Source organism: Solitalea koreensis (assembly GCF_900182575.1).
GTDB classification, from domain to species: Bacteria; Bacteroidota; Bacteroidia; order Sphingobacteriales; family Sphingobacteriaceae; genus Solitalea; species Solitalea koreensis.
Genome location: NZ_FXSZ01000001.1, coordinates 380549 through 399058, shown reverse-complemented (window position 1 = coordinate 399058; position 18510 = coordinate 380549). Strand labels below are relative to the sequence as shown.

Genomic DNA, 18510 nt, shown 5'->3' with positions numbered 1-18510 from the left:
TCCTGCTCAGTTTAAGAGTGACCAATCTGTATTGTTTATTTTAAATGAAAAGTAATTCCTAAAACAAGTATCAGTAATGTTTTCTGTAATAGATGTTTTACATGGAAATTGCTTCCACTTGCTTTATTTTTGTCGTAATTAAACCAGCCTTCGAAAGAGATTTATCAATCACTGAATTGATATAATTAGAGACTTTTCCTGGGTAAATAAAGGGCTAAAGTTTAATTGGAATACTGAAAAAGAGATTTTAATTTATAATGTGCTGCAACCCATTGTTTAAAGTTTCTCTTAAGGTATTCAATTGCTTAGTTAACCTCAGGCCAGCCTCGCGTTCATTCGAGCGCGAGATGGTACTAGGTCTGTTTGCAAGAATGAGTAGACATCTAATGTTTTAAAGTATTTTTCATAATTAGATTGTAGAAATGCCGGATCGGGGAACCGGCATTTTCTATTTAAGGCATGCTGAAATGCTTATTTCTTTAATCCGATTTCTCTTAAACGTTCGTCCAAATATTCACCGGCACTCATGTCTGAAAATTGTTTTGGATGATTTTCATCAACACACGATTCTAAACTTGTAAGATCCATATCAAACTTAGGATGCAAGAAGAACGGCACTGAAAAACGTGAGGTTTTCATTAATTCTCTAGGTGGATTTACAACGCGGTGTGTGGTGGAAACAAGTTTGCCATTGGTTAAGCGCTGTAACATATCGCCAACATTAACCACAATTTCCTGTTCCCCGGCTTTAATGGGATACCATTCTCCGGTACGGGTTAAAACTTCCAGGCCATCAGCGCTGGCTCCAATAAGTAAGGTAATTAAGTTGATGTCTTCATGAGCGCCTGCGCGAACGGTATCAGCTGAAATAGCATCCGGATCTTCTATCGGAAAGTAATGGATACAACGTAAAATACTGTTGCCATTCCATACTTTTTGCTCGAAATAATTTTCTGGTAAGTTCAAATAAACGGCAATGGCTTTCAATAGTTCTTTGCCGGCAACCTCTAGCTTTTTATAAACTTCTTTTGTTACCTGGTTAAAATGCGGAAGTTCATTAACTAACAAATTGTCAGGATAATCGTCTTTGCTAAGTTCTTCACCTTCTATAAACTGTCCGATTTGCCAAAATTCTTTCAAGTCAGGAACTTTTGCATCCTTGGCTTTCTCTCGGCCTTTGCTGGTATAGCCACGTTGTCCGGCGAGTTCAATTTTTTCGTATTTTCGTTTTGTATCCTCAGGTAGTGAGAATATTTTTTTTACTTCTACATAAAGTTCATCTATTAATTCAGGGCTTAAACCGTGATTTTTAATCGTTACAAAGCCTGTGTCGTTAAATGCTTTGCCAATATTATCGGAGAAATTTTTCTTTTGCTCCGCTGAGCCATTTATATAATCGTTAAGATCAAGTAGAGGGATATTAACTGGCATATTCTTAGGGTTTATTGGCGATTTAATTTTTAAATTTATGTACAAAACCCCTGACATTAGACTAACGTTGACGGGAGTTAACTACAAGTTTACGGGTTCTTGGTGATCTTTGAAAATAAAACAGATTCCGAAAAATAAGCCAAGCGGAACCCTGTAAAGCGAATAAAAAGTTTTAATGTAATACGACCTTTACTTATAGCATGTTATAGTGAACTTTTTGACTTATGCTTATTGCTGTTTTTTATTTAAAACAAAACCTATAATTTATATATATGAAAAAGCTAATATTTCTATTTATGACGGGGTTGCCATTTTTGTCACAAGCACAACAAATGAGCTGCTGTCAGACTCCGGGCGCAACTGCAAGTTTTGCAATGTTGGCAAGTGATAAACAGTTTAAGTCGTCACATGAGGAACCATTGCCATTTCATTACAAAAGCGTAGCCGGTACAGATATTACCTACCCAACTGCTGATGGTAAAACTGCACACGCCTTTGTTATTAAATCACAAAAACCTACTGATAATTATGTGTTTGTTATACATGAATGGTGGGGTTTGAATGACTATATCAAACAAGAATCAGAAAAAATATATAACGACCTGGGTAATGTGAATGTGATTGCTCTTGATCTTTACGACAACCAAATTGCCACTACCCGCGAAGATGCCGCAAAATACATGGGGGCTGTAAATACAGAGCGTGCAAAGGCAATTATTGAAGGAGCCTTTAAATATGTAGGCCCGAAAGCTAAAATTGGAACCATTGGATGGTGCTTTGGGGGAGGTTGGTCATTACAAACCAGTTTATTGGCAGGTAAGCAAGCTGCGGCTTGCGTTATGTATTATGGAATGCCTGAAAAAGATATAGCCAGATTGATGTTGTTAAATACGGATGTGTTGTGTATTTATGGTAGTCAAGACCAATGGATTACGCCTAAAGTTATAGCGGATTTTCAAGCCGATATGAAGAGTGCTGGGAAAAAAATAATAGTAAAAGAATACAATGCAGATCATGCTTTTGCAAATCCAAGTAATCCCAAATTTGATAAAACAGCAACCGAAGATGCTTATAAGCACGTTATGGAGTTCTTTAAATCCAGATTGAAGTAATAAAAACGTTTTTGGAGGACTTTAATTATCTTGGTTAGGTGTCGGAATAATTTTATTTGCAAGATTTTCAGGCTACTAGGTGATATTTTGAAAAAAAATTTTGCAGAAAGAAAAAAGAGCCTCATATTTGCAGTCCCAAACGGAAGGGGAGATTAGCTCAGCTGGTTCAGAGCACCTGCCTTACAAGCAGGGGGTCACTGGTTCGAACCCAGTATCTCCCACAAATAAAACCTTCCAAGGGAGATTAGCTCAGCTGGTTCAGAGCACCTGCCTTACAAGCAGGGGGTCACTGGTTCGAACCCAGTATCTCCCACAAAGCGACTCAAAAGAGTCGCTTTTTTTATTTGTCTTCATTGCTCATCTTTCTGCTACCTCAATATTTCTTCCAATACCTCGTGCGAATAAATGATGCCCATCCCATCAATATGTAAATGATAAAAATCAATTAATGCTTGCAGTAATACTTTTCTTTGAGCAGCATTGATTGTTAAATTCTCTAAATCTTCAAAGTGGATATTCAGTAATTGTGCAACAAAGTTTGAATAAGGCTGCGAGATATATTGCGGATGTAAAGGTTGGCTTTTGAGGAATACTCCATTTTTAAGATCAAAATAGTGGCTTGTTGCGGCGTAACTGTTATCAGGATAAAATCCTAAGTATTTTGATAGGCGTATTAGGAACAATAAATGAAAATTAGCAGGATTGCCTTGATACAGGTCAAGGAATTGGATGGAATTGAACACAAATTCAAAAAGCTGTGAATCTTCGGTTTCTTGTTTAAAAGATTTATAAATCATCTCATTCAGAAACATGAGTAAAGAGCCTTTTACGATATCAAACGGGATATTCATGTAAACAGGCGTATTACGAATCTCTGAAATGCGCTGTATTCCTCCTGATGCTTTATTGTAAACAACCAACTCCAGTAAATTGAGTGGCTGAAAAAGATTTGCTGAGTTTTTAGCCTTGGTTTTTCGTACTCCATTCACCATATATGATTGTACACCGAATTTTTCAGTAAAAATCTGGGCGACAATGCTACTTTCGCTGTAATTGGTAGTCTTTAATACGATGCCTCTAGTTTTCTGTAACACATTACAAAGTTATTAAACTGAGAGGAAACAAAACACTTTCTGTCGAAATACAATATAATGGCAGCTGATTCGTATTTTAATTAGGGAATTTGAGCCACATCAGTCTATTGAGATAGCCATTTTCCCAAGTGAAAATGGCTAAGTTAAACGTATTAATAGAGTGCGAAAGCTATTAGTTGGTTTGTTGAAGGTCATTAAAAAAACAAATTGTTTTCAGAAAAAATGTACTTTCGCCTCGTTTATATCTAAAAAATGTGGGGTTCAATTTCAAAATTCATTCTTAAAAATCGTTTCCTGTTACTTATAACCATTGCTGTTATTACAGCCTTTATGGGTTATAAAAGCAAAGGTATCCAATTAGCCTATGCCGGTAGTAAGGTGCTTCCTTTAACTGATTCAACTTATGTAGAATATAATAGATTCAAAGCTAAGTTTGGTGAAGATGGTGCTGTTTTGGTTATTGGAATGAATGATCCGAAGATCTGGCAAAAAGATGCTTTTAACGATTGGGTCAAACTTAGTAACGAAATAAAAAGCATTCCGGGAATTCAGGAAGTTATTTCTATAGGTAGGATTTTTGAATTAAAGAAAGATACTGCCAATCGAAAATTTGTTTTGGGTACGGTGATAAACGGCCCGTTAAGCTCTCAGACCGAAGTCGATTCTGTAAAACAAAAGATTCTTGATTTGAAGTTTTATGACGGCTTGTTATACAATTCAAAGAATGGAGCTACTTTGATGGCCATAACTTTTGATAAGAAAGTGCTGAATTCAAAAGAGCGTGGTCCAATTGTTAGATCAATCGATAAAGCGGCATCGGCCTTTAGTCAAAAAAATAATATTGAACTTCATTCTTCCGGTTTACCTTGGATTCGTACTAAAGTTTCAGATAAAATCGCAAAGGAGTTTTTGTTATTTCTTTTGTTGGCTTTGGCTACCACCGGTTTAGTGCTGGCTTTCTTCTTTCGTCAGTTTCACGCAGTATTCTATCCATTGCTGGTTGTTATTAACGGAGTAGTTTGGGCACTCGGTTTTATTGTGCTGTTTGGCTATCAGGTTTCGTTGCTCTTGGGCATTGTTCCTGCTTTAATTGTAATCATTGGTATTCCGAATAGTGTACTGATTCTGAATAAATACCACAATGAGTTCCGCAAAACTGGTGACAAAATGCATTCATTGGCTATCGCCATTCAGAAAGTTGGTCCAACAGCTTTGCTGGCAAATGTATCTGCCGCAATTGGGTTTGGGGTATTTTCGTTTACGCATAGTGCCATTTTGGAAGAGTTTGGACATATCGCCTCGATCAATATTATAGCAACATTTATCAATTCAATCATTCTTGTTCCTATTATTTTCAGTTTTCTTCCGGCGCCATCTACTAAACACATTCAGCATTTAGAGGGTAAGGCATTGAAAAATTTTCTTAATAGGGTGGAACAATTAGTATTCAATCACCGTCGATCTATTTATATCGTCACAGCGACGCTTGTTGGCGCGGCATTGTTTGGCGTTGTAAAAATGAAAGCCAATGGATATGTTGTTGACGACCTTCCTAAAAAGGATCCCATTTATAAAGATTTAAAGTTTTTTGAGAAGAATTTTGATGGTATTTTGCCGCTGGAAGTGAGCATTGATACCAAGCGTAAAAACGGAGTGATGAATGCTTCTGTAATTCGCCGAATTGATAAACTACAACAAACTATTTCTGCTTATCCTGAAGTTTCAAGAGCCTTATCGTTGGATGAAGTGCTTAAGTTTTCAACGCAGGCATTTTACAACGGAAGTCCGGAGCAATATAGAATTCCAAATACCATGGAGCAGGCCTTTATTCTTTCTTATGCAGGTAAATCAGCCGGTAAAGGTGCAGGAAATATGCTAAAAGGATTTTTGGATAGTACAAAGCAAGAAACACGTGTTAGTTTTCAAATTGCCGACATAGGTTCAGAAAAGATGAACATTTTGTTGAATGAACTGAAGCCAAAAGTCGATTCTATTTTTCCTTCTGATAGGTTTAACGTAAAAATTACCGGATCAAGCTTGCTGTTTGTAAAAGGTACTGATTATCTGGTTAAAAACTTGCGTGAAAGCTTATTGCTTGCTATCGCTTTAATTTCAGTGATCATTTTTATTTTATTTAGATCATTAAAAATGAATCTTATTGCGTTGATTCCAAACCTTATATCGCTTATTGTTACAGCAGGAATAATGGGTTATTTTGGAATCTTCCTTAAGCCTTCAACGATCCTTATTTTTAGTATTGCCTTTGGATTGGCTAATGATCAAACAATTTACTATCTCACTAAATATCGTCAAGAGTTAAGTCATGAGGGAATAAGTATTAGCAAGGCGGTTTCTTTAGCTTTAAACGAAACGGGAATAAGCATGATTTATGCAGCCGGTATTCTATTCTTTGGTTTTGGAATATTTATGGCTTCAAATTTTGAGGGGACAATGTGGTTAGGGTTATTGGTGTCAATTACCTTATTGGTGGCATTGTTGTCTAATCTTATTTTGGTTCCTGCTTTATTGTTGAGTCTTGAAGTTTACAATGAGCGTAAAACAGTTAGTGAACCATTGGTGGTAATGGATATGGATATGACCGAAGCTGAAGATTAAGGGAAATAGTTCTTGATAAGCTTTTCTCTTTGAAGGGAGCGAGGTTAAGTTAGTAAAGAGGCCGTCTTCTGTTTTTTTTCAAACATAGGAGACAGCCTCATTTTTTTTGCATAGCCATTTACTTGTCTGTTTTTTCAAGCAATGAAATTACTTTCTTTTGAAGTTCAATAATTTCCGCTTCACGTAAAGCTAGTCGGTCTTTAAGAACTAATAGTTCACTGTTAAATTTCTTCTGTTCTTCCTGATTATGATAGGTAATTAATTCCACAGCTGATAATCCAAAAAGTTGTGAAATTTGCTCAAGACGAGAGAAATTTATATCAGTAAATCCGCTCTCGATTTTTGAAAAGGCAGGAGCTGTAATACCCAATTTGGTGGCAACTTGTTCCTGGCTCCAGTTTCGCGATTGACGAAGCGATTTAATATTTTTTCCTATAGCGTTCATTTAGGGGAGAGTATAAAATGTTAAATGAATAATTTTAATTTATTGTTAGTTTGCTTTCCCAAAAGTAATAAAAAATGACAAAAAAGTTATTGTAAAAAACTAATTACCTGACATTAAGTTAATTAATATTTTGGAAAAAAAATAATTTTTTAAATTATAAGTTAATATAAACTCGTTAACAGGCTGTATTTGAATTGACTAAGTAAATAAAAGTGATGACCATGCAAACTTAGTAACTAAGAATTTTTACAGTTGTTAGAATAGTATAGCATAAAACGTGCAAGAATGTGTTGTGGGGGTAAAAAAGTCAATTTTGGATTGATCGGCATTTACGGATTACTTTACTTGCGGAAAAAACTAAGAATTGGTTTGAAAAAACCTTAAATTTGCGACCTATTTTAAACACACATCAGATTAGTTTTTAAGGCTTTGAAGTATAGAGAATATAAACAGTTAGACCTATCAGGGGTAGGAAAAGAAGTATTGGCGAATTGGAAAGAAAAAAAGATTTTCGAGAAAAGCATTAGCTCGCGTCCTGCATCTAAACCATTTAACTTTTACGAGGGTCCTCCTTCGGCCAATGGCATGCCTGGTATTCACCACGTTATGGCTCGTGCTATCAAGGATATTTTCTGTCGTTACAAAACGCTTAAAGGTTTTCAGGTAAAGCGTAAAGCGGGCTGGGATACGCACGGATTGCCAATTGAACTAGCTGTCGAAAAGGCTTTAGGTATTACTAAAGAAGATATCGGCAAAAAGATTTCGGTTGACGACTATAACCACGCTTGCCGCAAAGAGGTAATGCGTTACACCGATGTTTGGAATGATTTAACGGTTCGTATGGGGTATTGGGTTGATATTGACAATCCGTATATCACGTACGAAAACAATTATATTGAATCACTTTGGTACCTGTTGAGCGAACTTTATAAAAAAGGCTTGCTTTACAAAGGATACACCATTCAGCCATATTCGCCGGCTGCAGGAACCGGATTGAGTTCGCATGAGTTAAATCAGCCGGGAACCTACAAAATGGTGAAAGATACTACGGTGGTTGCTCAGTTTAAAGTATCAGAAGAAGGAAAAGCAAATCTCTCAACTTTTATTACTCAAGATTCAGAACTCAAGAATCAAGACCTTTTCTTTCTGGCTTGGACAACCACTCCTTGGACTTTGCCTTCAAATACAGCATTAGCTGTTGGGAAAGACATTACCTACTTAGTTGTAAAAACGTTTAATCAGTATACGTTTGAGCCTATCAATGTTATACTAGCCAAAGATTTGTTCCGTAAGTATTTCTCGGAAAAGAATGAAGAGTTAGAACTTGAATTGTACAACGCCGGCGATAAAACTATTCCATATAAAGTAATTGGAGAACTAAAAGGTTCGGATCTGGAAGGTGTTCGTTATGAGCAGTTGATGCCTTATCAACAACCTGAAGATGGGGACGCCTTTCGTGTATTAATCGGTGATTTTGTAACTACTGAAGATGGTACCGGTATCGTTCATATTGCGCCTTCATTCGGTTCAGACGACTTTCGCGTTGCTAAACAATATGGAATTGGTGCATTAACATTAGTGGATAAACAAGGAAAGTTTATTGACGGAATGGGTGAGTTCTCCGGAAAGTACGTTAAAAACTACGACGGACAAGACGAAAATGATCCGAATTACAGATCAACTGATGTTTTAATTTCTATTAAGCTAAAAGAAGAAAATAAAGCTTTTAAAGTAGAAAAATACGAACATAGTTATCCTCATTGCTGGAGAACAGACAAGCCGGTTTTATACTATCCGCTCGATTCGTGGTTTATTAAGACCACTGCTTTAAAGGACAGAATGGTTGAACTGAATAAAACCATCAACTGGAAACCTGAATCAACGGGAACTGGTCGTTTTGGAAACTGGTTGGAAAATTTAGTTGACTGGAATCTTTCTCGTTCACGCTACTGGGGAACTCCATTGCCAATTTGGCGTTCAGAAGATGCTTCGGAAGAAATCTGTATCGGTTCAACAGCTGAACTGGTAAATCAGCTTGAGAATGCAATGCAATCAGGTTTGCTAACTATTGAAGAAAAAAACGCGAACGAAGTTTATCTTGCTAAAATCAAAGAAAACGAGCATGATTTACACCGTCCGTATGTTGATAATATCGTGTTCGTTCAAAATAGGAAAAAACTCGTACGCGAACTTGATTTGATCGATGTTTGGTTTGATTCAGGAGCAATGCCTTATGCACAATGGCATTTCCCTTTTGAAAATAATGAAGAGTTCAAAAATGCTTACCCTGCTGATTTCATAGCAGAAGGAGTGGATCAAACGCGTGGATGGTTCTTTACATTGCATGCAATTGCGGTGATGTTATTTGATTCAGTAGCATTTAAAAATGTGGTGTCTAACGGATTAGTGCTCGATAAAAACGGCAATAAAATGTCGAAACGTCTTGGAAATGCTACAGATCCGTTTGAAACGATTGAAAAATACAGTGCCGATGCGACGCGTTGGTACATGGTTTCCAATGCATCTCCTTGGGATAATTTGAAATTTAATATTGAAGGCTTGGCTGAAGTTCAGCGTAAGTTTTTCGGCACGCTATATAATACGTATTCATTCTTTTCTTTATACGCCAATATTGATAAGTTTAAGTATGCTGAGGCGGAAGTTCCTGCTCATGAACGTCCGGAAATTGATCGTTGGATCATCTCACTATTGAATTCATTGGTTAAAGAAGTAGATGAATGCTATGCCGATTACGAGCCTACTAAAGCTGCACGTTCAATCCAGAGTTTTGTGGATGAACATTTAAGCAACTGGTATGTACGTTTATGCCGTCGTCGTTTCTGGAAAGGTGATTATACGCAGGATAAGGTTTCAGCGTATCAAACACTATATCGTTGTTTGGAAACTATCGCACAGTTAATGTCGCCGGTAGCTCCGTTTTACAGTGATCGTTTATTCTCTGATTTAAATGCCATCACTAAACGTCACAATGTTGAATCGGTTCATTTAACCGATTTCCCGGTTGTAAATGATGCAGAGGTGGATAAAGAGCTGGAAGAACGCATGGCAATGGCTCAGGATATTTCCTCGCTGATTCTTTCGTTGCGTAAGAAAGCGGATATCAAAGTTCGCCAGCCATTGACCCAGATTTTGCTTCCTGTTTTGGATGACAAGTTCCAGGAAAAAGTTGAAAAGGTTCGTGATTTAATTTTATCTGAAACTAATATCAAAGATATACAGTATATAGTTGATACCTCTGGTGTTATTAAGAAGAAAGTGAAACCTAATTTTAAGCTGTTAGGGGCTAGATTGGGTAAAGATATGAAAGTGGTAACCGAGGAGTTGGGCCTGCTTCAGGATAATGATATAATGACTTTAGTGACTGATGGAGAATATCAACTTAAAAAATCGGCACATAAAATTTTCATTTCAGAAGTAGAAGTGTTGGCTGAAGATATACCAGGTTGGTTGGTTGCCAATATGGGAAAACTTACCGTGGCATTGGATGTGACCATTACCGAAGACCTAAAACAAGAAGGTGTAGCACGCGAGTTAGTAAATCGTATTCAAAATCTTCGAAAAGAAAAGGGATTTGAGGTAACCGATAAGATTTCCATTATGTTGGAATCAAATACCTTGGTAAATGGTGCAGTAAAAAATAACTTGCAATATATTTGTGCTGAAGTATTGGGCATAAATTTTGAATTACAAGAAAATGGTTTCGTATCCACTGATACGATTGAAATTGATGAAACTACCTTAAAAATAGAGATAGAGAGGAACTAAAAATGGATAATAACGAAACAAACGTTAACGGAGCGGTAAAAAACCGTTATTCTGATGCAGAACTTTTAGAATTCAAAGAGTTAATCATAGAAAAAATTGCTAAGGCTAAATCTGAATTGAATGGTTTAGTAGCTAGTTTAAGTAATCCTAATCAAAACGGAACGGATGATACTGCCGGTACATTCAAAGCGTTAGAAGATGGTTCTGCAACCTTAGAAAAGGAGAGTACGAACCAATTAGCAGCCCGCCAAAAGAAGTTTATTGAAAACCTGGAAGCGGCTTTGGTACGTATCGAGAATAAAACATATGGTATTTGCCGTGAAACTGGCAAATTGATTCCTAAAGAGCGTTTGAGAGCAGTGCCTCACACTACACTTAGCATGGAAGCCAAATTGAAACAATACTAATCAGAGGTAAGATTAGGGGTAAAAAAGTATACTTTGAAAAGATCGTTTAAAGCAATTTTAATTATCGCGCTAGTTGTACTGGCCGATCAGTTGTTAAAAACCTGGGTTAAGAACAATATGTTCATAGGCCAGGAATACAATATTATAGGCAACTGGTTTATCATCCATTTCACTGAAAACAATGGAATGGCTTTCGGAATGGAATTCGCCGGAGCTTTTGGCAAATTGTTTCTTACCTTATTTCGCATTGCAGCAGTAGCGGGCATTGGTTATGGCATTCACTATGTTATTAAGCAGCGCTATACTTTTGGACTCACCGTAAGTGTAAGTTTAATTTTTGCAGGTGCTTTAGGTAATATTCTGGATAGCGTGTTTTATGGAGTAATTTATAATTATGCACCCTTGCTTCACGGTCGCGTTGTAGATATGTTCTATTTCCCGATTTTACAAGGATATTTCCCTTCATGGCTTCCAATTTGGGGCGGTGAAGAATATATTTTCTTCCGTCCGGTATTTAACATTGCCGATGCAGCCATTTCAGTAGGTGTAATTATGATACTTCTGTTTCAGAAACGCTATTTCCGTGTGCTTGAAAAGCCGCCGGTTGAAGAAGACGATACACAAAGTGAAGTTGTTGAAGCATAACTCCAACGATTACGATTTTCAAAAGAGCGTGCATGTTTATGTCCGCTCTTTTCTTTTAAGCCTTTCCTTCACTTTTCTTTTCAATATCTTTATGGAATACCAATACTTCTGGCATCTAAATAGTAAAACGATAAAAAATATGAAAAAGATTATTGCAAGCATAGCACTCTTAGTAGTTGGAACAACAGCGATGGCTCAATCATTTGCGGTTGTGCCGCCTGTGAAGAAAATTGAGGTAACCGGTACCGCCGAAATGGAAGTTACTCCAGATGAAATCTATCTGAATATTTCGTTGAAAGAGTTTTTTCGCGATAATGGGAATAAGAATAAGGTTGATATTGAAACACTGGAAAAACAATTGCAAAAAGCTGTGCTCGATGCCGGTATCCCTAAAGAGAGTTTTATGATTAATAATATTTATGGCTATAACTACGATCAGTGGTGGAACAAGAAGAAAGATCAAAACTTTTTGGCGCGTAAACAGTACCGGTTGAAATTGAACAAATTGGATAAAGTCAATGCTATTCTTTCTGCTGTTGATCCTAAAGGGATTGAAAGTGTAAATGTTGCCGAGTTTTCACACAGCAAAATCGCCGAGTTTCGCAAGGAGTTAAAAATGAAAGCGATTAAAGATGCAAAAGACAAGGCCACTTATTTATTGTCGGCCATTGGAGAACAAGTGAGTGGAGTATTGGAAGTTTATGATCAGGATAATTCAGGTGGAGGCTATCGCCCGCAACCGATGATGTCTATGAAGATACGTGGCATGGCAGATGAATCAGCGGTAATGCCCGAAATTGATTTTAAAACCATTAAGTTACGCGCCGATGTAAGAGCGGTGTTCAGTATTAAATGAGTTATTAGTATTGAGTAATATGCCTAAAGCAAATCGGGTCTTCGGATTTTTCGGAGGCCCGATTTGTTTTATCACTACCCTCACTTAAAGACAGATATCCTGCCAATCAATAAAATCCTCAATCGCTGTTCTTATCTTTTCTAATTAGTACTTTTAGTATTATTTTTAGATACATGCCTAAAGTTCACCATAACATTCCATCTAAGAAAAAACTCTTTTTCCCTGTAAATGATGATTTGCGAGAATACCTGGTAAAGTATGGTCGGGAAATTACACTCCCGTTGCAGTATTCCGATATGCTTCGCTTTAATCTGGAAGTTCCGCTATTGGATAAAAACGGCAAGGATACGCTTTGGAAAACCGTTTATTACGATGAAAGCAATATGCGTGAGCTTTATCCGGCCCTTACTTATATCTACTCATTGCTTACTACCCATGGTGATACCGACTTAATGACCAATCTTTCGGTTTCTCGTATCGATTTTTGTGCCTTCGGTAATTCCAAGCCTTTTCGTGTACGTATCATTAATCGTTTGAATGACAATTACGATCATTTTTATGTGAAAGTAGCCGATGCTTCGCGCGTTTACGGACTTGAATTGGAGCATATTTTATCTCCTAATCGGATTACATATCTTACAGAAGGCAACACCCTCATTGAAGAACATATTATTGGTTTGCCCGGTGATGTGTTTATTGATAGCTATTTGGATGATGTGAAATTTAACCAGATACGTGTGAGTAAAGAGTTTGTAAAGTTTAATGAACGCTGTTTTGTTCGTTTATTAGGTGATATGCGCTCTTATAACTTTGTGGTCGACATTACCCCTGATATTGAAGGCTTGCAGTACCGCTTGCGTGCGATCGATTTTGATCAGCAATCATACGAAGGACGAAAGAATTTTTACCTGCCCCATTATTTTAAGGAGAATAATAAGCTGGTTTTTTTGGGGATGCAGCACATGAATCATAAAACCATGAGCCAGTATCAGGAAGAAGAGAGAACGTTAATGGCTACCCGTTATAAGTCATCGTCACGGCGAGTTGGGGAGTTATTTAGTGTGCTGGGAAATGATACTATATCCACTACCGAAAAAGTGAGCACATTAAGAGCGGAGCTTGCCGAACATCACCATGATGCTGAATTTTTGAAATATGAAACCATGGGACAAGTAGTTATAGCACATATCCATGCTTGTTTAGGCAAGCGGCTCGAAGTTTAAAAATTCTCACCATGAGTAAGGTTTACGAGTTTACCCATTAAGCCGGGAGTGTGTTTAAGCAAAGCAATGGTTAAATTCGTTACAGTAGGGTGACCGAATAAATACTGAAAAGTGCGACCTACTTTAAGACGAGTTGAAAACTGCTGATTCCATAGTTTTAGATACCTTTCTTCTGCCAATTGCAATGATATTTTACTTTCAATGAGCTCAGGTAAAATGCAAGCTAATAGTTTTGAAGCATGCATTGCCATACTCATGCCATTTCCACAAAGTGGAGTAATTAATCCAGCCGCATCGCCCAGCATAAAAATGTGGTTTTCAACTGATGCTTTGCTCGAAAAATTAAGCTGTGAAATGGCGAGAGGTTGCTCATAGAGGAACTCGGATTGGGTAAAGCAATCGGCTAAATGGGGGTTCTTCATTAAAATAGCTTTTTCCATATGTTTGATATATCCGCTGTGCTTTTGCAGATTTTCAACAGTAGTAAGGTAGCATAAACAGAACCGACCACTATCCACTTTTGAAATGCCGCAATAGCCATTTTCAAAATTATGCAATGCAATGAGGTTCTCGGAAAGGTCGGCCTTGACATGATACTTAATAGCGATATAATTGTTTGGGTCTGGATTTTGAATAAACTTGCGCTTCAATTTAACATCAATGTTTGAACGTTTTCCATGTGCGCCACAAACCAAACCCGCACGTATTTCGCCTTTAGAGGTTTTAAGCAGAAATGAAGTGTATTCGGGCAATACTGCATTCACTTTAGTTTCATCAAGTAAAGCAACTCCCTTTTGTGTAGCAATTTGAGCTAATTTATGATCCAGTGTGAAGCGGCTGATTCCAAAGCCCCCGGGATTGAGGTTGTGCTTTAAAAGATTCCCGTTGCAGGCAGAAACGTGGAGCTTGTTGATACGAGGTAAATTCATTTGTGAAAGTGGCACTCCCAGTTGTTCCAAGAAGTTCCAGGATTCCATGGCAATGTATTCACCACAAACCTTGTGGAAGGGATATTTTTCCTTTTCAATTAAAACAACAGAATAACCCTGTTCCGCTAGTTGAATCGAAAGGCATAAACCCGCCAATCCTCCTCCAATTATGGCAACTTGAAAGTTATTTGATGATAGCGTTTGGTTCATAGTTCATATTGTCAATAGTCGATTGGCCATAGTTTGTAGTTATATCCATTTTTCTTTTTTACATTACTTTGTCTGTTCAATACTCAGATCTTTCTCCCCACAATTAACCATCTAAATGCCCACATCCAAGTTAATGAGGCGCGTTTGACTTTTGCTTTTGCTAATAAAGTTTGTAGTTCAATTCGTTTGAAACCACGAGCTACGGATACTTTGGCATCGTTTTTTACGAGATATGATTTTGAAAAGAGGTTTGTTATTGTGCTAATGCTGTGGTAGGCAAGTGAATGTCGGTGAAGGTCATTTACGATGAAGCCTACTTTCGCATTTTTATTCATCCACACTAAAAAATCAACTAATTGCTCATCGCTTAAATGATGGCAAAACAGCGATGAAATAATAATATCGGGTTTGGATTTGTTCTGATCTATTTTTCGATAATCTGTATGGATAAATTTAATTTCTGGAAAATCTTTGCAATTTTCAGCGGCATACTGTATAGCTTCTTCTTTTAAATCGACTCCGATAAGCTTAAACTTCAATCCTGACTTTCTGCCAAATTGGGCTATCGCTTTAAGCGTATCGCCGCCTCCGCTACCAATATCAAGAATAGCATATGTATGATTTACATCACTAATTAATCGCTGTAATCCTTTAATGGTGATGGAATGGCCTCCTAAGTAATGATTTATGGTTTCAAGTTCTTTTAGATTTTGCGCCAGGTCAGCATAGGGGATATTTTCAGCATCAAGCAATTCGAGTTGTGAGGAGCGGAGGGAAAGGTTGTTCATTTGTTGGTTCATTGATTCATTGGTTCTTTTGTCATTAGTCAATGGTCCATAGTTGATATCCATGGATATTTGCCATCATTTTCCCATTCTATTATTTTCCTCATTTCTTCATTCGCACATTCTCTTCACTTCAAACACCATGCTTTCCATGGTTAAGCCGGGTCCGAAACCGGCGGCAAACATAAGTTCGTCTTTATTCCAATCAATCTTGTTGTTCCAGATATCTTTCATTACGAATAATACGGTGGGAGAAGACATATTTCCATAATCTCGCAATACGTTGTATGACGATTCGAGCAGGTTTTTGTTCAGCTTAAGTTCCTTTTCAATAACCTCTAAAATTCTTCTTCCGCCGGGATGAATGGCCCAATGGTGAATGGTTGAGGGGCTGTTTCCTGTCGTTTTTAAAGATGCTGTCACCAGTTCGCAAATGCCGGCTTCTACCAAATCAGGAATATAATTGCTAAGCGTCATTAAAAAGCCGGTGCTTGAAATTTTCCAAGCCATGTCTTTTTTACCATTGAAACGAATATCAGAATGGAAGTTTTTTATCTGTAAACCTTTCCAGCCTTTTTCAGAGGCCATTTTATCCGAACAAACCAAGGCTGCCGCAGCTCCATCTCCAAAAAGAAGATTCGCTGTAAGGTTGTCCATGTCGTTTCGATTTTGGAAATGAATAGTGCAGAGCTCTACCGAAACAACCAGCACTTTAGCGTTCTGTTCTGTCTTGCAAATCATATCGGCTTGTTTGAAGGCATGTAATGCAGCATAGCAACCCATGAAATTTACAGACGTTCGGTATATTGTACTTTTCATTTTAAGGTTTTCTGTCAATTCGATATCCAAACCAGGTGCTGCCAAACCAGTGCAACTTACCGTAATTAAATGAGTAATTTCATCTGGGGTGCATTTGCCATCTAAACAACGCTCAATTGCTTTTATTGAAAGTTGGCCGGCCTGTTCATGATATAACGCCATTCGACCTTCTAAAGGTTGAGGCTTTCCATTTTGATGGAAGAAGGAAAGAGTGGCGTTTTTGGAAAATTCCGATAAAACGGAATAACGGGATTTTATTCCGCTTCGATGATAAAGAATACTTAATAGTTTACGTTCGTCTTCTGGCGATTGCAAAACACGAATCATGTAGTCGAGTATGGCTTTTTGATCATGTTTAAACTCCGGATTTGCTGTCGCAATAGACGCAACGATACTCATAGTATTTGGTTTAAAATTAACAATAAAAGAAAACAAAGGCCCATGCAAATTGAAGCCACTTTGTTCATTCTCATGGTGTTTTCAAAATTTGCATAAGCAGTATTTTTGAACACCTTTAACATCCAACTTACGAAATAAATAGCAATAGGGATAAAGAATACCTGTAAAATATAAAACTGTGCTAAGTTTTCTATTGAGTTGAAATAGTGCCAAAATAAAAGGTTGGTAATAAGAAAGGCTATTGATGAGAAAATGAATGTTCCGCGGTAACCTAGTAAATAGCTAATCGTTTTGTCACCCTGTTTAAAATCTTCTTCATGTTGATAAACTTGTGTTAATGGATAAACGCCGGCAAGTAAAACAGAAGAAGCAATCATGGCTATCTGTAAAGGAGAGTTTAATATCAGCGGAATACTTTGCTGAGTAATACACTGATAGACCATAAAAAAGGTAAACGCTCCCTGAACAAAAATAACCGTTATAAAGCCTACGAAAGGATACTTTTTAAGTCGAATGCCTTTGAAGCTATACGCTCTGGAAGCAATGATGTACAATAGTATGCAAACGAAGAAAATTTTGCTTATAAATAAACTAAGAATTAAGGCTGTAATGTCAAAGGAAAGTGCTGCATAGAAGAGTTTTTTTGTAGCTTTGGGCGGGTTTTTTAAGCCCCCAATTGGCCCCTCATCCTGGTCCATATAGCTATTGTAGCCATTGCTCGCGGGGTAAACAAATACGTGTAAAATCAGGAAAGCAGCAATGGCATTAATGATGTGTATAGGTTTTGCTTGGCTCAGCGCAAACAAAAACACAGGCATTAAATAGAAAGAAAAAGGAATGCGAAGCAGTTGAATTGTGTTTCTGTCAATCATCAATTGTTAGTTTTTCAACTGTTCCTTAATTACGCGGACAAGTTCATCGGGCTGTTGTGACCCGATCATGTAAATCAACCCATCTTTGTCGGTAAGTTTGGCGGCATACTTACCTCTCGTATAAAAACGAATGGTGCCTTTTTTATGCAGATTATAAACAGGGTTATTCAACAGGAAGTTACTGTACTGAGCCTTTTCTACCGATTGAACGCTGCCGAAATCAATTTTTATGCGACGTGTGGTCCAAAAGCCATCAAGAACCACGCAGTTTTCAAAAACAAGGGTTTTGTAATGGATAATAAAGGTTAAAATTATTGAAATTATGAGAATCGAAATTCCAACAACCAGCAAGATATCTGCGTTGTTTTGATCTGCGTCAAAGTAATAAATTACAAAACAGAAAATAGCTAAAACCAGTCTTGTAAGCAACCAATTGCGATTTAAGCCTAAAAATTGTTTTTCAACGAAAAGTGCTTTCTCTTTCATATGTACTGTTTAATGAGCTGTAATTTTGGTTGAAAACCAGCAACTCAATTGTCTCTAAATTATAAATATTCTTTGATTTCGTTGATGAATTTAGATTTATATTACCTCTTTAAACCTCCTTGGATCCATAAAAGATTAATGACGAGGGAATGATGTTATGTATATTCCGTTAATATCAAATTAACACTCAGTATGAAAAGTAGACAATCAATATTTGAACGGTTTGCCGCCTTTTTGCTAGCCTTAACAACATAATAATATGGTTAATTACCGTTCCACTTTTTAGTTATTCAGATACCTGGAAGCTCGTAATTAATACCGGAAAAACCATCGTTACTTTCCTGATGGTTTTTCTTATCCAGAAACTCAAAATAAAGACTTTATAGCCATTCATA

Annotated in this window: 16 protein-coding genes and 2 tRNA genes; 10 read left to right on the top strand and 8 right to left on the bottom strand. The window is 37.2% G+C overall.

Annotated features, from left to right (window positions below; translation table 11 throughout):
* Positions 1–471: 471 nt before the first annotated feature.
* Positions 472–1431, bottom strand: a complete 960-nt coding sequence (locus tag FN756_RS01840; protein WP_142600959.1) for an isopenicillin N synthase family dioxygenase — start codon at positions 1429–1431, stop codon at positions 472–474.
* Positions 1432–1703: 272 nt separating this feature from the next.
* Here FN756_RS01840 and FN756_RS01835 point away from each other — a divergent pair, with 272 nt between their 5' ends.
* The 3 genes from FN756_RS01835 to FN756_RS01825 all read left to right on the top strand — a co-directional run bounded on the left by FN756_RS01835 (position 1704) and on the right by FN756_RS01825 (position 2856).
* Positions 1704–2543, top strand: a complete 840-nt coding sequence (locus FN756_RS01835) for a dienelactone hydrolase family protein (RefSeq protein WP_142600958.1) — start codon at positions 1704–1706, stop codon at positions 2541–2543.
* Positions 2544–2689: 146 nt separating this feature from the next.
* Positions 2690–2764 (top strand) — tRNA-Val (locus FN756_RS01830).
* A 17-nt stretch (positions 2765–2781) separates the two neighbouring features.
* A tRNA-Val gene (locus FN756_RS01825) sits at positions 2782–2856 on the top strand.
* 55 nt (positions 2857–2911) lie between these two features.
* On the opposite strand, the gene recO is transcribed toward FN756_RS01825, so the two are convergent.
* Entirely contained in the window at positions 2912–3637 is a 726-nt protein-coding gene (gene recO / locus FN756_RS01820) for a DNA repair protein RecO (RefSeq protein WP_142600956.1), read from the bottom strand.
* Between the two features lie 252 nt (positions 3638–3889).
* Here recO and FN756_RS01815 point away from each other — a divergent pair, with 252 nt between their 5' ends.
* Entirely contained in the window at positions 3890–6253 is a 2364-nt protein-coding gene (locus tag FN756_RS01815; RefSeq protein ID WP_142600955.1) for an efflux RND transporter permease subunit, read from the top strand.
* A 118-nt stretch (positions 6254–6371) separates the two neighbouring features.
* Here the strand turns inward: FN756_RS01815 and FN756_RS01810 are convergent, their stop codons facing one another.
* Positions 6372–6698 carry a helix-turn-helix domain-containing protein gene (locus tag FN756_RS01810; RefSeq protein WP_142600953.1) on the bottom strand — a complete coding sequence of 109 codons (327 nt, stop codon included), beginning with the start codon at positions 6696–6698 and terminating at the stop codon, positions 6372–6374.
* A 429-nt stretch (positions 6699–7127) separates the two neighbouring features.
* On the opposite strand from FN756_RS01810, the gene ileS reads away from it, so the two are divergent.
* From ileS to FN756_RS01785, 5 genes are all read left to right on the top strand, one after another.
* The gene (gene ileS / locus FN756_RS01805; protein WP_185955149.1) at positions 7128–10484 is read left to right on the top strand and encodes an isoleucine--tRNA ligase; all 3357 of its coding nucleotides are present in this window, start codon (positions 7128–7130) and stop codon (positions 10482–10484) included.
* Between the two features lie 2 nt (positions 10485–10486).
* Positions 10487–10891: a TraR/DksA family transcriptional regulator gene (locus tag FN756_RS01800; protein WP_142600949.1), complete on the top strand. Its 405-nt coding sequence runs from the start codon at positions 10487–10489 to the stop codon at positions 10889–10891.
* Positions 10892–10924: 33 nt separating this feature from the next.
* The gene (locus tag FN756_RS01795) at positions 10925–11536 is read left to right on the top strand and encodes a lipoprotein signal peptidase (protein ID WP_142600948.1); all 612 of its coding nucleotides are present in this window, start codon (positions 10925–10927) and stop codon (positions 11534–11536) included.
* 139 nt (positions 11537–11675) lie between these two features.
* Positions 11676–12392, top strand: a complete 717-nt coding sequence (locus FN756_RS01790; RefSeq protein ID WP_142600946.1) for an SIMPL domain-containing protein — start codon at positions 11676–11678, stop codon at positions 12390–12392.
* 173 nt (positions 12393–12565) lie between these two features.
* On the top strand, positions 12566–13615 hold the full coding sequence (locus FN756_RS01785) for a hypothetical protein (RefSeq protein ID WP_142600944.1): 1050 nt from the start codon (positions 12566–12568) through the stop codon (positions 13613–13615).
* On the opposite strand, the gene FN756_RS01780 is transcribed toward FN756_RS01785, so the two are convergent.
* From FN756_RS01780 to FN756_RS01760, 5 genes are all read right to left on the bottom strand, one after another.
* On the bottom strand, positions 13612–14754 hold the full coding sequence (locus FN756_RS01780) for an NAD(P)/FAD-dependent oxidoreductase (RefSeq protein ID WP_142600943.1): 1143 nt from the start codon (positions 14752–14754) through the stop codon (positions 13612–13614). The two genes, FN756_RS01785 and FN756_RS01780, sit on opposite strands and share 4 nt — an antisense overlap.
* Before the next feature lie 83 nt (positions 14755–14837).
* Positions 14838–15605 carry a methyltransferase domain-containing protein gene (locus FN756_RS01775; RefSeq protein ID WP_221928999.1) on the bottom strand — a complete coding sequence of 256 codons (768 nt, stop codon included), beginning with the start codon at positions 15603–15605 and terminating at the stop codon, positions 14838–14840.
* 45 nt (positions 15606–15650) lie between these two features.
* Positions 15651–16757, bottom strand: coding sequence for a type III polyketide synthase (locus FN756_RS01770; protein ID WP_142600941.1), 1107 nt, complete (start codon positions 16755–16757; stop codon positions 15651–15653).
* Positions 16754–17629, bottom strand: a complete 876-nt coding sequence (locus tag FN756_RS01765) for a UbiA family prenyltransferase (RefSeq protein WP_142600939.1) — start codon at positions 17627–17629, stop codon at positions 16754–16756. Before FN756_RS01765 ends, FN756_RS01770 begins: the two co-directional genes overlap by 4 nt.
* Before the next feature lie 6 nt (positions 17630–17635).
* Positions 17636–18115: a hypothetical protein gene (locus tag FN756_RS01760; RefSeq protein ID WP_142600938.1), complete on the bottom strand. Its 480-nt coding sequence runs from the start codon at positions 18113–18115 to the stop codon at positions 17636–17638.
* 251 nt (positions 18116–18366) lie between these two features.
* On the opposite strand from FN756_RS01760, the gene FN756_RS14615 reads away from it, so the two are divergent.
* Positions 18367–18501 (top strand): low affinity iron permease family protein, encoded by a 135-nt coding sequence (locus FN756_RS14615; protein ID WP_317131194.1) that lies wholly within the window; start codon positions 18367–18369, stop codon positions 18499–18501.
* Positions 18502–18510 lie beyond the last annotated feature (9 nt).

Bases quoted from the DNA above. Each gene is read 5' to 3' on its own strand.
- FN756_RS01765 (WP_142600939.1), bottom strand. From the start codon at position 17,629: ATGATTGACAGAAACACAATTCAACTGCTTCGCATTCCTTTTTCTTTC.
- FN756_RS01790 (WP_142600946.1), top strand. From the start codon at position 11,676: ATGAAAAAGATTATTGCAAGCATAGCACTCTTAGTAGTTGGAACAACA.
- FN756_RS01800 (WP_142600949.1), top strand. From the start codon at position 10,487: ATGGATAATAACGAAACAAACGTTAACGGAGCGGTAAAAAACCGTTAT.
- FN756_RS01840 (WP_142600959.1), bottom strand. From the start codon at position 1,431: ATGCCAGTTAATATCCCTCTACTTGATCTTAACGATTATATAAATGGC.
- FN756_RS01815 (WP_142600955.1), top strand. From the start codon at position 3,890: ATGTGGGGTTCAATTTCAAAATTCATTCTTAAAAATCGTTTCCTGTTA.
- FN756_RS01760 (WP_142600938.1), bottom strand. From the start codon at position 18,115: ATGAAAGAGAAAGCACTTTTCGTTGAAAAACAATTTTTAGGCTTAAAT.
- FN756_RS01835 (WP_142600958.1), top strand. From the start codon at position 1,704: ATGAAAAAGCTAATATTTCTATTTATGACGGGGTTGCCATTTTTGTCA.
- FN756_RS01785 (WP_142600944.1), top strand. From the start codon at position 12,566: ATGCCTAAAGTTCACCATAACATTCCATCTAAGAAAAAACTCTTTTTC.
- FN756_RS01810 (WP_142600953.1), bottom strand. From the start codon at position 6,698: ATGAACGCTATAGGAAAAAATATTAAATCGCTTCGTCAATCGCGAAAC.
- FN756_RS01775 (WP_221928999.1), bottom strand. From the start codon at position 15,605: ATGGATATCAACTATGGACCATTGACTAATGACAAAAGAACCAATGAA.
- FN756_RS01780 (WP_142600943.1), bottom strand. From the start codon at position 14,754: ATGAACCAAACGCTATCATCAAATAACTTTCAAGTTGCCATAATTGGA.
- FN756_RS01770 (WP_142600941.1), bottom strand. From the start codon at position 16,757: ATGAGTATCGTTGCGTCTATTGCGACAGCAAATCCGGAGTTTAAACAT.